Genomic DNA, 14,377 nt, shown 5'->3' with positions numbered 1-14,377 from the left:
AAGGAGAGTGGCTGAATGAAAAAGGTAAAATTATTTGCGGCGGTATTATGTTTTTTAATATTAGGCAGCTTTTTGTATAATCAGAAGCAGGCAAGCGATTGTGTTAATCAACGGCGTGAAGTGATTGAGGCAATCTTTTCAGGCAGGGGCTATATGTTTGCTGATACAGAGGATATCACGGAAGCTTTCATTGCTGATTATGCTGATGCTTATGCTGAAGGTAATTTGCTGAGTATCGCCAGAGCGATGGAGAAGCTTGAACCAGATGGACTCAGCATTATCTATCAATAAGATTAAAAGTGAATAATGAAAATCAGTGATAATATATGTTTATCATATTTTCAGAGTGTATATTAAATGCAATCTTGTATATTATCGGCTATAATGATTCTCAGTAGGTGATGAGATGAAATTTCAAGCTGTTATTAATACAGATCGATGCATGAACTGCAGACAATGTCTGCGCATTTGTCAGGAACATATGTTTATTGAGGTTAATGGTCATACGGCAGCTATTAAGGATGGCTGCAGCGGCTGTAATGAGTGTGTGACACATTGTCCCTGCGCGGCAATAGAATTAACAAAAAAAGAATGCTGGTGCTGTGAAGGGGATTGCTGTGACGGCAATGATTCTGAACTATATAATTGGCCGGTTCATCTTTCAATGATCAGCAGTGATAACCGCTATCTGCCGCATGCTGATTTACTTTTAGCCGCCGATTGTGCTGCTTATGCTTATGCGGATTTTCATAAAGAATTTATGATTGATAAAGTCGTACTGATTGCCTGTCCGAAAAACGACGCTAATCACACATACGCAAAAAAATTGGCTGACATGTTCAGAAAGGCTGATTTTCATTCGATTCAAATTGTCCGCATGAACAGCAATTGCTGCATGAGTCTGAAAATGCTTGTGGATGAAGCTGTGCAATTAAGCGGTTTGCCGATTCAATACCACGAAGTAGTTGTCAGCAACGACGGCTGTATATATGAATAATAGAAGCAAAAAATAGTCTGCCGAGTACGGCAGACTATTTAATTCCAATTTAATTCTTGTTCAATATGCTTGATATTTTTCTTCAATGTCTTGCAGCTGTTGAAGAACTTTTGCTGATCAACATCATTTAATGGCAGGCGAATGATTTCACGAACTCCGCTGCGGTTAATGACCGCCGGCACGCCGATATATAAATCACGTTCATGATATTCATCCTGCTGATAGGCAGAGATTGTCAGAATGGCGTTTTCATCATCCAGGATAGCTCGGACTAAACGATTTAAAGACAATCCGATACCATAATAAGTTGCTTTTTTCTTTTCGATAATTTCATAAGCGGCTTGCTGTACCTGACGATAGATTTCATGCAAATCATCAAGTCCCTTATGCTGTTCATCCAAAAGCTCCAGCATCTTTTTACAGCCTACATAGGCATGCGTCCAAGGCACAAAGGATGAATCACCATGTTCTCCCATCATATAGGCATGCACGTTGGTTGGTGATACATTCAGATAATCAGCCATCAAGGTACGCAGACGGGCAGTATCTAAGATCGTACCCGAGCCCAGCACCCGGCTGGTTGGCAGTCCGCTGACTTTCTGCGCGACATAGGCCATCAGATCCACCGGATTGCTGGCAATGATTAAAATGCCGTCAAAGCCGCTGGCCATAATACTTTCCGTAATCGATTTCATTATTTTTGCGTTAACCATTGTCAGATCAAGCCGGGTCTGACCTGGTTTTTGAGCTGCACCGGCAGTAATTACCACAATTGCTGCATCTTTGCAGTCAGCATAGCTGCCGGCTTTAATTTTAATGCGGCTGCTGGCATAAGGAAGACCATGACTTAAATCCATGGCTTCACCTATGGTTTTGTCTGTGTTCATATCGACTAATACAATTTCATCAATACCACCTGTATTTAAAAAGGTATATGCCATGCTCATGCCGACAAAGCCAGTACCAATCAGTACCAGTTTTCTGTTTTCTAAATTCATATTGTTGTCCTCCTGTTTTTATTATAGCCAATCAGCCGGAAAACAACAATTTTAACACTTTTTAATTTTGATGTATGACTACCTGCGGATAAGGAATCACAATGCCTGCTTCATCAAAACGCTTTTTGATACTGATGCGCAAATCGGACAGCATTGCATAGCCTACCGCGCTGGAACGGCTTTGCAAGGCAGCTTTTAATTCAATACCGCTGTCTAAAAAATTTGTGCAGCGCACTTTTACGGCTGGAATGCCATCCGTCTTTTCGGCGGCACTGCGCAGATCAAGAAAATCTGGGTGCTTCATGATTTCCTCAGCAATGATGCTAATCGCAAGATCAAGATCACTTTCATAGGATATCTGCAGAATAAGAAAATCACCCTTAAAGTCAGCCGCTGTCACATTTTCGAGCGTAGCCTTATTAATTTCGCTGTTAGGAATCATAATTTGAGTATTTTCATAAGTTTTAATTACCGTATGACGTAAAGAGATATCTAAAACAGTACCCACTAAGCCATTATTGGTTTTAATTAAATCACCAACCTTAAAGGGCTTGAAAAAGAGAATCATCATGCCGCTGACTAAATTGCCAACCGCTTCCTGAGCCGCAAGACCTAATACTAAAGCCAGTACGCCACCGCCGGTCAGCAATGTTTTGACGATTTCCTTTAAAGCTGTGAATTGATAGCATATGCCTAGTATCAAGACGATATTCAGCCCAATTTTAATCAGCTTGATGATGATTTGCTGATTATCATTTTCATATTTTAAAACAATATGAATCAATAGCTTTTTTAATAAGGTAATCAGTAAAAACAAAAAAAGCATTGTTAATAAAGCATCAATAAAGGTTGTCATAAAAAAGCTGTTAAGCATCGTTAAAATTTGCTGCATTGTACTTCCTCATTTCATTGTCTTTATTATACTCAAAAAGACTTAAAAAATCATTATAAAAAGGAATTTGTGGAATTGTGTGAAGCTATTGAAAATATAATGCTTTCAGTTATAATTAATACGTGAGAGGTGAGTCTCGTGAGTGAAATAAGAAGCAAACGTTTGTACTGTCATAATCTCCCTGAAGATCGTACGATTGAAACTAAAATTAATTCCAAGCCGACAGGCGGTCTGCTTGTCTTTGTCTTATTTGGCATTTCCTTAATGTGTGTCGGTAAGCTGTGGATTTTTGGTTTACTGATTACTTTAATGGCTCTGGCGGGCGTTGTCTTTATAAAGAATCACGTTATGACTGAATTAAGCAGTGATCATGCGGTATTCTATAAAGAAAGCAGCCGGGAGGAGTGCTTCTATCTTTATTGGGATGATGTAGAAGAATGGAAGATCATGCCGATGAAGACGGGACTGGATCAGCTGATTATTGAGCTGAAGGATGGCGAAAAGGTGCGCTTTACAGTATTTTCAAGAAGAAAAATTGAAAAATATTTTAAAAAATACGCGCCGAATATCGCTAAGGTAGACCTTGATGATGACGATGAATAGAAGCAATCAAAGCATTGCTTTTTTTCTTTAAAGGAGGGAGACTGAATGAAAGAATTAGATCAGCGATTTCATGTATCAGATAAAAAAATCGTTTTGCTTTTCGCATTGCTTTGTGTTAATGTGCTTTCCGGTATTTTGATTCAGCTGACCGGTATGCTGAGCAGAGACAGCAGTGAGCTTTGGGTCATGCTTTTGGGCGGTTATCTTGGTTATTGCTTTTACTTCATGATGCTTTCTCTATATGTTTCAGCTTTAAGAGCGGATCGGACATTAAGGATGCAGGAAATGATTCAGACAATCCTTTACAGCCTGTTGTTTTCTCTGCTTTTTTATAGCTGTTCATCACTGTTAAGCTATTATGGTTTTGTCATGCTGATGGGAAAGGGATCATTCTTGCTGAGTCTTTTAATCATGCTGTTTATCCTTCTTTATATTCCTTATTCACTGTTATGCATGTTTCAGTTTATCGATGCTCAAAACCCATTCAAGATCATGTGGCATTCAGCCTGTCTTTTAGTCAAACATATCCGCGCCTGCTTAGGGCTTGTCTGTGTCATTGCGCTGCTTGAGGGTTTATATATGGCATTAAGCAATTCACTGTTTCAAACATCACTGAGCTTTCAGCCTTTGGTTTATGTCAGTGAGATTTTAACTTGCGCTAATCCTTGGTCAGCGCTGAATACAGAACCATTCAGCTGGCTGTTATTTACGCTGCTTTACGGTGTGATTTTCGCTTGGGTTTTCTTTTATGGCCTGCATCTTGTAAAAGATCTTGTCGAAAATCAATAAAATACTGGCAGTGCCAAACTTCTAATGGTAAAATAAACTATATAGTCAGGATGTGATGAAATGAAAATTGTCATTGCCTGTGATTCTTATAAAGGTTGTTTAAGCTCATATGAAGTTGCTCAGTACATAGAAAAAGGTATTTCTATGGTTGATGAGACAATGGCTGTGAATAAGTATGCTATTGGTGACGGCGGTGAAGGCACCGTTGATGCGTTTGTCCGAATAACAAATGGCCTGCTTGTAGAAACGACGGTCTTTGATGCTTATTTTAAAAAGCGTAAAATCAAGTATTGTCTCTGTGATCATGGTAAGACAGCAATGATTGAGGTTGCCAGCATCATCGGTTTGACGATGACGCCTCGTGAAAAGCGGATGCCGATGATTGCCAGCAGTTATGGTGTCGGTACGGCATTGCTTAATGCCCTGCAAAGAGGTGCTCGCCGCATAATCTTGGGGCTGGGCGGCAGCTGTACGAATGACGGAGGTATGGGAATGCTTCAGGCGCTGGGCGCTCGTTTTTATGATGTGAATGGCAACCTGCTGAATGCTCAGGCGGTTTCTTTAGAAAAAATAGCAAAAATTAATCTGGATCATCTCCAGCGTTTTAAAGATGTAGAGCTTATTGCGGCTTGTGATGTGGCAAATCATCTATTGGGAATGCAGGGGGCAACACATGTGTTCGGCAAGCAAAAGGGATTGTTCCCCAACCAGATCAAGCGGCTGGAAAAAGGTATGCAGAATTATCGTGACCGGATGCTTGAGGCGTGCGGTCTTGATTTAGACAGCTTTGCCGGCGGCGGTGCGGCTGGCGGCATCGGTGCGGCGTTTATCGGTTTGCTGAATGCACGGATGATGCCGGGCATTGATTTGATTTGTCAATATTGTGATATTGAAGAAAAAATCGCTGACTGCGATTTGGTAATAACCGGTGAGGGACAGACGGATCGTCAGACACGTTTTGGAAAAGTACCAATGGGTATACTAAATATAGCCAAGCGTTACGATAAACCGGTGGTGGTACTCAGCGGCGCCATAGGTTTAGGTGTGCATGAATTGTATGAATGTGGTTTCTTAGGCATCTTTTCGATTGCTGATCGAGCCATGACTTTCCAGCAGGCATTGGAGAACGCCCCGGATAAGCTGGTAGCTGCCAGTTATGCCCTGGTGAATACAATTGCTCATTTTAATAAATGATGATATACTAACTGAGTATTAATGGAGGAACTTATGAAAAAATTCTTTATCAGTATAAGCTGTCTCTTTGTACTGCTTACATCTGCGTGCAGCAATAATTATGAACGTTCAACTGAATCAGGATCATTAAAGGCTGTTCAGCTTCCGGAAATGGAAGAGAAAATGGCTAACGGTGATACATTTATGATGATATTCTCACAAACCAATTGTTCACACTGCAAGAAGTTTAAGGAAGATGTGCTGGCTGGTTATATAGTTGATCACGGAATTGAGGTTTTTGATGTTGTGTTCGATAAACAGGACAGTATGGACCCGGTATTCGCATTTATTAAAGAACATCCGAATCCATCAGAATTTCTAACTGAGGACATGGATGCGGAAGCGCCTTATACACCGACATTCTATTTTATTGAAAAAGGTGAGGTTAAGGATATCTGGATCGGTGAAATGAGTGAAGAACGATTCGATAATTATGTTCAGAAGTATCGCCTTGATGAAGTAAAAGGTTAGTGTTGAAGAAAGAAACAACAGGCAAGTGTTTGCTGAATTGTTTCTTTTTATTTCGTTCGTCAAATCATTAACAAGAAAAACCTGAAAAAATATGAAAAAGCTTGAAAAAATGTTTCATTAAACGTATAATAGTTATTGGAAGTGGAGTGAAAGAATGGAATCATGGAATGAAGTGATGGCAAGCGCAAAGGGCAAAATGAGTTTGTGCAGAGCCTGTAAAAATTGCAACGGCATCGTGTGTGCGGGAGAAACACCGGGATGCGGCGGCAAGGAAAGCGGAAGTTCATTTATGCGCAATTACAATAAGCTGCGTGAGATCTGTATTCGTCTTGATACGATTGCAGGCAATGATGAAATTTCGACAGCTTCAGATTTTTTTGGTACACCTGTTTCATTACCGGTGTATGCGGCGCCGATTGGCGGCATTAAGGTAAATTATGGTGCTGAAATCAGTGAGGCTGACTATGCCAGAGAACTTGTAGAGGGTTGCTTGGCTGGCGGTACGCTCGCTTTTACCGGCGATGGCATGAACCCTTCGATGTTCTCTGATCCGGTAGCTTATTTAAAAACGAAAAATGGTCTGGGTGTGCCAACGGTTAAACCTTGGGATATGCAGAATATGAAATGGCGGATCGAAGAAGCCAATGAAGCGGGAGTATTAGCTGTCTGCAGTGATATTGATGCATCAGGACTTACTGGTCTTAGAAATTCTACAACACCGGTTGAATACAAGAGTGTAGAGGATTTGAAGCAGATATCTGCCTGCTGCCAGTCACCATTTATCGTCAAAGGCATATTAAGTGTTGATGGGGCAATGAAGGCTTTAGAAGCAAATGCTTCCGGCATTGTTGTATCAAACCATGGCGGCCGTGTTTTAGACGAATGTCTGGCCGGCATTGAAGTGCTTGAATCAATTGTGAAAGCAGTTGACGGCAGAATGAAAGTTTTTGTGGATGGCGGCTTTAGAAGCGGCAATGATGTCTTTAAAGCATTGGCTTTAGGGGCAGATGGTGTATTGATCGGCCGTCCATTCTCACATGCTGTCATCGGTGATGGCCATGAGGGCGTAAAGCTTTATATTGAAAAGATTCAGTTAGAATTAAAAGAGGCCATGGCAATGGCTGGCTGCAAGACCATTCGTGATATTACCCGCGATTGTGTCACAGTGAATTTTAGATAAAGGAGAAGATGAAATGAACGCTTATGAAAACAACGCTTTTTTCTGGCAGAAACTCGATACTTTGTATCTGTCAAGTAAACTGATTATTGATCGTGCAAAGAATACTTGTCATTATAAATATTCTAATCTTGTCTATCCTGTTGATTATGGTTATTTAGTTGATACAACAGGTACAGATCAGGCGCCGGTCGATGTCTTTAAGGGCAGTGAAAAGAGCAATTTGGTACAAGGTATTGTAGTGAGTGCCGATATCCTGAAGAAGGATTGTGACGTGAAATTGCTGGTGGGATGCAGTGAAGAGGAAGAACATGAAATTTTGGTTTTTCTAAATCAAACTGAATTCCAGAAATCTATTTTATTGCATCGCGGCGATGAAGTGCCTGAATGGGCAAGCAACGATTAAGCAACTTATTATAAAAAAGCGGCAAGTCATCATTGATTCTGCTTTTTTTTTCGAATTTGATGCATAATATAGTTGTATTAGGAGGGTTAACATGAAATTAAAAAAATTATTATGCGCCGCATCATTATTAATGGTAGTGGCTGGCTGTACATCAAAACCATCAGCAACCGAGGTTGATTTGAGCAAGGTATCAGAATCAGTCTATGAAAAGGTTGAGAGCGGCGAGATCGAAATGGGTATGATGAGTGAGAATCTTGATGCTTCAGCATTGATGGATTTATATGGTTTAGATATTAAAGATTTAGAAAGCTATGACGTACGAATGGCTTTGATCAATGTTCAGGCAAATGAGATTGCTATGTTTGAAGCAAAGGAAGGCAAGCTTGACACAGTAAAAAAAGGTGTAGAAAAACGTCTGGAGAATTTAAAGGAATTATGGAGTCAATATTTACCAGATCAGTATGAGCTAGTAAAGAATAGTGTAACCTATGAAAATGGTAATTACTATTTCTTTATTGTTGGTCAGGATGCAGAGAAAATATTAGAATTGATTAAAGCTAATTTTTAATCATAAATATAAAATCCCAATAGATAAATGAAAGTATCTGATTTCATTTCTCTGATTGGGATTTTTATTATGCGCGAAACCAATTATTTCCTTTTAATAGAATCATATAATTAAACACCGAAATTAAAGCATTATATGCAAGCTTAAAAAGATAGCAAGCATCGAATTTCTTACTTCTATTGAAATCTAATCTTCAATTTAGTATGATACAGATACTGGTGGTGGGGATCTCTGGTTAGTATATTAAGAAAGCGGAGGTACCTGATGTCTAATTTAAATCGCAGAATAATATCAATAATGAAATACTTATTAAATAGCTCACAACCCATCAGTTCAGAAATACTTGCTTCAATTCTTGGCACTACATCCAAAACCATCCGTGCTGATATAGAAACTATTGATTTGATTTTAAGCAGTGTGGGCGCTAAAGTCAGTTCTAAATCAGGCAGCGGTTATCTGATTGAAGTGGTGGATAAAAATGAATTTAATATTTTTCTTGATCGATTCAATGAGAAATATAATCACAGTGCTTCACCGCCGGTTTATAATGAAGAAAGAATTCGCTATATCATGCATTATTTATTAGTCAGTGAAGATTATATTAAAAGTGAAGTTTTTTTAGATAATCTCTATATCAGCAGAACAACCTTGACTCAAGATTTGCGGTATGTAAGGGGAATATTAGCCGATTATCATTTATCCTTAAAGCAAAAACCTAATCATGGTCTGGCAGTTGACGGTGAGGAACAGCATTTGCGTATAGCTTTAATCAATTATTTGTTTTTAGATGAAGAATTAGCTGCTGCAGAATTTATGCCGATGGTTCTTAAACTAGATACCAAAGGCTGTCTTGATGTTATGCAGTATACGTTAATGAAATCTAAGATTCATGTAAGTTATCAATCCTTAAGAGAATTAGCTGATTTAATTTCAGTCAGTGAATATCGCAGGCGACATCATCATTTTGTCTTGTTTAATGAATTGCAGCTGGAAGAGTTAATGAATTTGGAAGAATATTCAATTGCTTCATGGATTTACAGTGAATTAAATATTAATACAACGCAGAGTGAGATAGCCTATTTAGCTTTATACATTGCTTCCAGAAGAATATATGAGATTAATGATGAATTTTCATTGCAAGAGAATAAATCATTATTCTTCTTATGTGATGAAGTTTTGAAATTCTTGTTTATTTATACTGATATTAATTTTCTATTGGATGAAGATGTACGCTTGCTGATGTCGCGTGAATTTAGAGGCTTATTGCTGAGGATTAATTATAAGATTGAAAACCGCGGACTGCCGGTTATGGAATTGAAAGCAATGAGTCCTATTTTTGATTATGCGCTTTTAGCGGCTGATTATTTAAATAAGAAGTATAATTATAAAATATCAGAACAAGAAATTGCCCAGCTAACCTTATTGTTTCAGCATTCTATCTTTAAGGATAATTTATTTTATCCAAAACAGCGTGTTTGTTTAGTATTTCATCATGGGAAATTATCAAGTTACAGTATTGATCACAGCCTACGTAAAAATCTAGGCGAATACATTGAGACAATAAAATTTTGCGAATTTCATGAACTTACCCGTGCAATCGATCAGGAATATGATTTAATCATTACTGATATGCCGCGTATAAATTTTAATTGCTCAATTCCTGTTTATCAGGTTTTAAATGATTTTAACAGCGATGATATTCTGAAGGTAAAACGCTTTTTGCTGCATCTTGAAGATGAATATGCGCTCTTTATGCAGGGCTTTCATGATAATTTAGTTCTGTGTGAACTTAATTTTTCGACGAAAGAAGAGGTTATTAAATATTTATGCCAGCAAATTACAGAGAAGCATCATGTCTCCAATGCTTTGTATCAGGCAGTGCTTGCTGAGGAAAGTATTTCATCAGGTGAACGCGGGAATAATGTGGCAATCATGCATTCACTCTTTCCGGTTTGTGAGCAGACGACAATTGCCGTGGGAATCTTGAAAAAACCGATCCTTTGGCAAAATGAAATGGTACAGCTGATATTTGTCATTGCCATTGGCAGCAATGAAAATTATGTTTTCATGAGCTCATCATTAATTCATTTATTAACTAGTAATATCTTTGCTATTCATGAATTATTGAAGATTAAATCATTGGCTCAGCTTAAAAAAATCATTTATCAATATTTGGTTTTAGAAAGAAGTTAAGTAAAAAACTGTTCATACAGTTTTTTTTACGCCGTGATGCGCGTTTTCTATCGCTGAATTTCATGAATATACCGGAAATTTCACTGCTTTAGTTTTATATTGAATGCTTTAAAATGAAAGTTGTGAAGAGGAGATATGAGCTATGAGAAAAATATTAATCGCGAGTCATTCAGAATTGGCAGAAGGCATGAAGCAGACATTGAAGTTTTTTGCCGGCAATCAAATTGATGTCAGTGCTATTTGTGCTTATGTAGATGAAGAAAGTCTGCAGTCTAAATTGGATGCCTTCTTTGAAAAAGTATCTGATGAAGATGAGGTGCTGATTTTCACTGATCTTTTAGGGGGCAGTGTCAATCAAGCGATGCTATCATATTTAAACCGCAGTCATGTGCATGTAATTACTGGCGTATTTTTAAGTATAATTTTAGAGTTGATTTTTAAAGAGGGTAGCTATCTAACTAAAGAGGAGATTCAGGCAGCACTTAAAAAGACAAAGAAGGGTATTGTTTATATGAATGATTATACGGTTGATATTCATGATATTGATGAATAATACCTTAATTATGCGGTAAATTTAAAACTTCAAGTTAAATTTACTCAGCGTTATAGTGAAGATATAGAAAGGAGAGATTGTTATGGCAATCATTCATACACGCATTGATGATCGTTTGATTCACGGTCAGGTAGCAAGTATGTGGACTAACCAATTAGGAGCGACACGCATCATGGTTGTTGATGATAAAGCGGCTTTTGATGATATGGTTAAGACTTCATTAAAACTGGCAACGCCTTATGGTGTAGCGCTTTCGGTACTGCCAATTGAAAAGGCGGCCAGCCGCATCATCGCAAACGCTTATGAAGGGCAGCGGGTGTTTATGATCGTAAGGGCACCCAATACATTGCTTCGCCTTGTTGAATTAGGGGTAAAAATAAAAGAGGTAAATGTCGGTAATCTGACTCATACAGAAGGTAAGATTAAAATTTCAAATCAAGTTTCGGTAACTGATGAAGAAGTGAAAGATTTCTATAAGCTGAAAGCAGCAGGGGTTGAAGTATCGCTACAGCTTACACCGAATAATCAAAGAGAGGATTTTATGAAAGTAGTGGAGCAAGCCACTAAGTAGGAGGAAGCAGAATGGAAGTTTCAATTATTCAAATGATTCTAGTCGTATTATTTTCCTGTTTTTTTATCTGGGATTATGTTAATCCATCTATCTTCGTATGTTGTCAAAAGGTAATCTGCGGATATGCTGTTGGTCTGATTTTAGGTGATCCTCTTGTTGGCCTTCAGATAGGCGGCACGTTGGAATTGATGTCTTTAGGGGTTGTCGCATTTGGTGGCGCCAGTGTTCCGGAATATCCGCTAGGTGCCATTTTAGGTACAATTGTAGCCATTATGGCAGGAAAGGGAGCCGAATACGGTTTGATGGTTGCCCTGCCAATTTCGTTAATCGCAATACAGGCAGATGTCATGGTTCGCACAGCTAATATTTTCTTTGTTCGGCAGGCACAGAAAGCTGCTGAAAAGCTGCAGATGAAAAAGTGCTATACATGGCTTTGGAATGCGTATACATTATCATTTTTGAAATATGCGCTGCCGGTCATTGCCTTATTTATAATTGGGCCAGAACGAATGACAGCTTTCACTAATGCAATCCCGGAATGGCTGATCGGTGGTTTTAGGGTTGCCGGCGGTTTACTGCCAGTTGTTGGTATCGCAATTCTCATGCGCTTTATGAATGCTAAAAATGACCTTGCCTATTTGTTATTTGGTTTTGCTTTAGTCAGCTTTTTAAATGTACCAATGATCGGTATCGCTATCTTTGGGGTAGGTCTCGGTTTATTGGAATATAAACGCGAAAATGAAAAAATGGCATATCAAACGAACAATGATCATGCAGTATTACAAGTAGGAGGCGATGAAGATGAGCTCTAATCAAGAATTCCGGCAAGTTGTAACTAAAAAGGATTTAAATAAAGTGTTTGCCAGATGGACCATAGGCGCACAAATGTCAGGAAATTATGAAGTTGCTCAGGCTGGTGGTGTAGTTGTAACACTTGGACCAGTTTTGCGTAAAATTTATCCTGATGATGAAGAATATAAACAGGCGATTGCTTCTCATTTTGCTTTTTTTAACACTAATACATGGATTGGCAATATTTTGATTGGGGCTGTAATCGCCATTGAAGAATCACATGAAATTAGTGGTTTTCAGGAAACAAGAGCGGCGGTAACCTCAATTAAAACCGGACTTATGGGACCGCTTGCCGGTGTCGGTGACGCTGTTTTAGTTTTACTGCCAATGACAATTTTTGGCGTTATGGCTGGCAATATGGCATTAGAAGGCAGCGCGTTAGGAATCTTGCTGGGGGTTGCTTATTGGGTTGTAAGTATGTTTTTGCGCCATTGGTTCTTGTTTATGGGATATAAGCAAGGAAATAAGTTTGTTACTACATTATCTAAACAATTAAAAAGCATCACGCACGCAGCAACCATTCTGGGTTTAATGGTTATCGGTGCGCTGATTGCCAGTTCAGTTCATGCAAATGTGCCTCTAGTTATAAGTCAAGGCGGAGTAGAGGTTGCAATTCAGGATACTTTGAATATGATTATGCCTAATTTACTGCCGATTCTATTAGTTTTCTTAGTTTATTGGCTGCTTGGCAAAAAAGGCTTTACAAGTACAAAAGCAGTTTTCTTGATTTTGATTATTTCTTTTATCGGTTATTTCCTTGGCCTTTTAGGTGCGTGATTTAAGGGAGAGAAGCGATGAAAATATCATTTCATAAAGTTAAAATCACGCCTAATCAGCCTGCTTATCTATGCGGTTATGAAGGAAGGAATCAATTATGCAGCGAAGTTCTTGATGATCTTTATGCATCCTGTTTAAAAATAATTGAAAAGAATGAAGTTTATGTTCTTTACAGTCTTGATTTGCTGAGCCTTGATCCAGAGCTTTTGGAACAAATGAAAAGGCGTATCGTAAAACATGGTGTCAACTATGACCACATTTTAATATCAACAACTTGTACTCATAGTGCTCCTGAAACAATGGTAAATGGTATATTTGATGATCCTAATCATGGCGCCTCACCAGGTTATCGTGAATTTTTAGTTAATCAAATGGAAGCGGCATGGCTTGGCTGCGGTGAAGGTGTTGAAGTTGAAGTCAGCTATGCAGTGCAAAAGATAGACGGCTGTTATGGGAATCGTAATGGTATGGAGCTGCCTTGTGATAAAGATGTCTCTTGCATCCGTTTTGATTATTTGAAAAAGCCTATTTATATGATTGTGAATATTGGCTGTTATCCAACTGTACTAGGTTCAGAGAACGTAAAAATCAGTGCCGATTTATTTGGCGCAATCCGTGATTCGATGCAGGAGCTTTATCAGGTAGAGGTATTTATGATGAATGGCGCTCAAGGCAATGTTTCAAATCGTTTATATCGGAAAAGTCGTGATGAACAAGAGCTGCAAAGAATGAATGATGGAATTTGCTCACAATTAAGTGATCTTCATTTCAAACCGATAGAAAAATCGGGTATATGCGTAAAAGATATTTCTTATAAGGTTGATAATCAAAAAAGTCTTATTGAATTAGCAAAGAAGCGTGATCGAATCATTCAGTTAATGAATAACGCTGATGAAAAGGAAAAAGCTTCCTTGAAATTTGGACTAAATTATTTAGAAATGAATCAAAGGCAAATGAAAGCACCTTATGAAATCATCAGTACACGGCTTTTGAGTATTGGTAATCTTTATCTGGTAATGGTTGGTGCGGCGATGTTTACCCAATTTTCGATTCAAATCAAAGCAGCATTCCCTGAGCATAAAGTATTAATATGGGGATTGACTGATGCTAATGCTGGGTATATAGTGGCTGAAGATGAATATGGAGATAATTTTGAATCGATGCTGACTAAATTTCCTAAAGGGGAAGGAGAAAAATATGCTGAATACATAATAAATCAGCTGAAAGAGTTTATTCTTGATAAGGAAAAGCAATGATAACCAAAATAATTAGTTAAAGTAAAAAGATACATATATTC

General features: G+C 38.3%; 17 protein-coding genes. 15 read left to right on the top strand and 2 right to left on the bottom strand.

Annotated features, from left to right (window positions below):
* Window positions 1-15: 15 nt before the first annotated feature.
* On the top strand, window positions 16-291 hold the full coding sequence (locus DWZ33_RS14845; RefSeq protein ID WP_118455608.1) for a hypothetical protein: 276 nt from the start codon (window positions 16-18) through the stop codon (window positions 289-291).
* A gap of 115 nt (window positions 292-406) precedes the next feature.
* A complete protein-coding gene (locus DWZ33_RS14840; RefSeq protein WP_118455606.1) occupies window positions 407-997 on the top strand; it encodes an ATP-binding protein in 591 nt (196 codons plus the stop codon).
* A gap of 38 nt (window positions 998-1,035) precedes the next feature.
* On the opposite strand, the gene DWZ33_RS14835 is transcribed toward DWZ33_RS14840, so the two are convergent.
* Together DWZ33_RS14835 and DWZ33_RS14830 are read right to left on the bottom strand one after the other, a co-directional pair.
* On the bottom strand, window positions 1,036-1,995 hold the full coding sequence (locus DWZ33_RS14835) for an L-lactate dehydrogenase (protein ID WP_118455604.1): 960 nt from the start codon (window positions 1,993-1,995) through the stop codon (window positions 1,036-1,038).
* Window positions 1,996-2,056: 61 nt separating this feature from the next.
* Window positions 2,057-2,887 (bottom strand): mechanosensitive ion channel family protein, encoded by an 831-nt coding sequence (locus tag DWZ33_RS14830; RefSeq protein WP_022939016.1) that lies wholly within the window; start codon window positions 2,885-2,887, stop codon window positions 2,057-2,059.
* A gap of 138 nt (window positions 2,888-3,025) precedes the next feature.
* On the opposite strand from DWZ33_RS14830, the gene DWZ33_RS14825 reads away from it, so the two are divergent.
* From DWZ33_RS14825 to DWZ33_RS14765, 13 genes are all read left to right on the top strand, one after another.
* Entirely contained in the window at window positions 3,026-3,490 is a 465-nt protein-coding gene (locus DWZ33_RS14825) for a hypothetical protein (protein WP_022939017.1), read from the top strand.
* A gap of 45 nt (window positions 3,491-3,535) precedes the next feature.
* Window positions 3,536-4,279, top strand: coding sequence for a hypothetical protein (locus DWZ33_RS14820; protein ID WP_118455602.1), 744 nt, complete (start codon window positions 3,536-3,538; stop codon window positions 4,277-4,279).
* A gap of 60 nt (window positions 4,280-4,339) precedes the next feature.
* Window positions 4,340-5,473: a glycerate kinase family protein gene (locus DWZ33_RS14815; protein ID WP_118455600.1), complete on the top strand. Its 1,134-nt coding sequence runs from the start codon at window positions 4,340-4,342 to the stop codon at window positions 5,471-5,473.
* 33 nt (window positions 5,474-5,506) lie between these two features.
* On the top strand, window positions 5,507-5,983 hold the full coding sequence (locus tag DWZ33_RS14810) for a thioredoxin fold domain-containing protein (RefSeq protein ID WP_022939020.1): 477 nt from the start codon (window positions 5,507-5,509) through the stop codon (window positions 5,981-5,983).
* A 154-nt stretch (window positions 5,984-6,137) separates the two neighbouring features.
* Complete coding sequence (locus DWZ33_RS14805; protein ID WP_118455599.1) at window positions 6,138-7,163, top strand: alpha-hydroxy-acid oxidizing protein; 1,026 nt, start codon at window positions 6,138-6,140, stop codon at window positions 7,161-7,163.
* Window positions 7,164-7,176: 13 nt separating this feature from the next.
* Entirely contained in the window at window positions 7,177-7,566 is a 390-nt protein-coding gene (locus tag DWZ33_RS14800; protein WP_022939022.1) for an inorganic diphosphatase, read from the top strand.
* Between the two features lie 91 nt (window positions 7,567-7,657).
* On the top strand, window positions 7,658-8,134 hold the full coding sequence (locus DWZ33_RS14795; RefSeq protein ID WP_118455597.1) for a DUF4358 domain-containing protein: 477 nt from the start codon (window positions 7,658-7,660) through the stop codon (window positions 8,132-8,134).
* 264 nt (window positions 8,135-8,398) lie between these two features.
* Window positions 8,399-10,327, top strand: a complete 1,929-nt coding sequence (locus tag DWZ33_RS14790) for a BglG family transcription antiterminator (protein ID WP_118455595.1) — start codon at window positions 8,399-8,401, stop codon at window positions 10,325-10,327.
* Between the two features lie 142 nt (window positions 10,328-10,469).
* On the top strand, window positions 10,470-10,880 hold the full coding sequence (locus DWZ33_RS14785; RefSeq protein WP_118455594.1) for a PTS sugar transporter subunit IIA: 411 nt from the start codon (window positions 10,470-10,472) through the stop codon (window positions 10,878-10,880).
* Window positions 10,881-10,962: 82 nt separating this feature from the next.
* Window positions 10,963-11,451, top strand: coding sequence for a PTS sugar transporter subunit IIB (locus tag DWZ33_RS14780; protein WP_022939026.1), 489 nt, complete (start codon window positions 10,963-10,965; stop codon window positions 11,449-11,451).
* A gap of 11 nt (window positions 11,452-11,462) precedes the next feature.
* Window positions 11,463-12,263, top strand: coding sequence for a PTS mannose/fructose/sorbose/N-acetylgalactosamine transporter subunit IIC (locus DWZ33_RS14775; RefSeq protein ID WP_118455592.1), 801 nt, complete (start codon window positions 11,463-11,465; stop codon window positions 12,261-12,263).
* Window positions 12,253-13,080 carry a PTS system mannose/fructose/sorbose family transporter subunit IID gene (locus DWZ33_RS14770; protein ID WP_022939028.1) on the top strand — a complete coding sequence of 276 codons (828 nt, stop codon included), beginning with the start codon at window positions 12,253-12,255 and terminating at the stop codon, window positions 13,078-13,080. Before DWZ33_RS14775 ends, DWZ33_RS14770 begins: the two co-directional genes overlap by 11 nt.
* Before the next feature lie 17 nt (window positions 13,081-13,097).
* Window positions 13,098-14,336 carry a hypothetical protein gene (locus tag DWZ33_RS14765; protein ID WP_118455590.1) on the top strand — a complete coding sequence of 413 codons (1,239 nt, stop codon included), beginning with the start codon at window positions 13,098-13,100 and terminating at the stop codon, window positions 14,334-14,336.
* Window positions 14,337-14,377: the final 41 nt, after the last annotated feature.

The sequence above is a fragment of the Dielma fastidiosa genome (assembly GCF_003475485.1).
In the GTDB taxonomy this organism is placed as follows: domain Bacteria; phylum Bacillota_I; class Bacilli_A; order Erysipelotrichales; family Erysipelotrichaceae; genus Dielma; species Dielma fastidiosa.
This window is presented reverse-complemented; position numbering and strand designations above follow the sequence as displayed.

Excerpts from the sequence above, each read along its gene's own strand:
- DWZ33_RS14845 (WP_118455608.1), top strand. The coding sequence starts at position 16 with ATGAAAAAGGTAAAATTATTTGCGGCGGTATTATGTTTTTTAATATTA.
- DWZ33_RS14840 (WP_118455606.1), top strand. The coding sequence starts at position 407 with ATGAAATTTCAAGCTGTTATTAATACAGATCGATGCATGAACTGCAGA.
- DWZ33_RS14835 (WP_118455604.1), bottom strand. The coding sequence starts at position 1,995 with ATGAATTTAGAAAACAGAAAACTGGTACTGATTGGTACTGGCTTTGTC.
- DWZ33_RS14830 (WP_022939016.1), bottom strand. The coding sequence starts at position 2,887 with ATGCAGCAAATTTTAACGATGCTTAACAGCTTTTTTATGACAACCTTT.
- DWZ33_RS14820 (WP_118455602.1), top strand. The coding sequence starts at position 3,536 with ATGAAAGAATTAGATCAGCGATTTCATGTATCAGATAAAAAAATCGTT.
- DWZ33_RS14815 (WP_118455600.1), top strand. The coding sequence starts at position 4,340 with ATGAAAATTGTCATTGCCTGTGATTCTTATAAAGGTTGTTTAAGCTCA.
- DWZ33_RS14810 (WP_022939020.1), top strand. The coding sequence starts at position 5,507 with ATGAAAAAATTCTTTATCAGTATAAGCTGTCTCTTTGTACTGCTTACA.
- DWZ33_RS14805 (WP_118455599.1), top strand. The coding sequence starts at position 6,138 with ATGGAATCATGGAATGAAGTGATGGCAAGCGCAAAGGGCAAAATGAGT.
- DWZ33_RS14800 (WP_022939022.1), top strand. The coding sequence starts at position 7,177 with ATGAACGCTTATGAAAACAACGCTTTTTTCTGGCAGAAACTCGATACT.
- DWZ33_RS14795 (WP_118455597.1), top strand. The coding sequence starts at position 7,658 with ATGAAATTAAAAAAATTATTATGCGCCGCATCATTATTAATGGTAGTG.
- DWZ33_RS14790 (WP_118455595.1), top strand. The coding sequence starts at position 8,399 with ATGTCTAATTTAAATCGCAGAATAATATCAATAATGAAATACTTATTA.
- DWZ33_RS14785 (WP_118455594.1), top strand. The coding sequence starts at position 10,470 with ATGAGAAAAATATTAATCGCGAGTCATTCAGAATTGGCAGAAGGCATG.
- DWZ33_RS14780 (WP_022939026.1), top strand. The coding sequence starts at position 10,963 with ATGGCAATCATTCATACACGCATTGATGATCGTTTGATTCACGGTCAG.
- DWZ33_RS14775 (WP_118455592.1), top strand. The coding sequence starts at position 11,463 with ATGGAAGTTTCAATTATTCAAATGATTCTAGTCGTATTATTTTCCTGT.
- DWZ33_RS14770 (WP_022939028.1), top strand. The coding sequence starts at position 12,253 with ATGAGCTCTAATCAAGAATTCCGGCAAGTTGTAACTAAAAAGGATTTA.
- DWZ33_RS14765 (WP_118455590.1), top strand. The coding sequence starts at position 13,098 with ATGAAAATATCATTTCATAAAGTTAAAATCACGCCTAATCAGCCTGCT.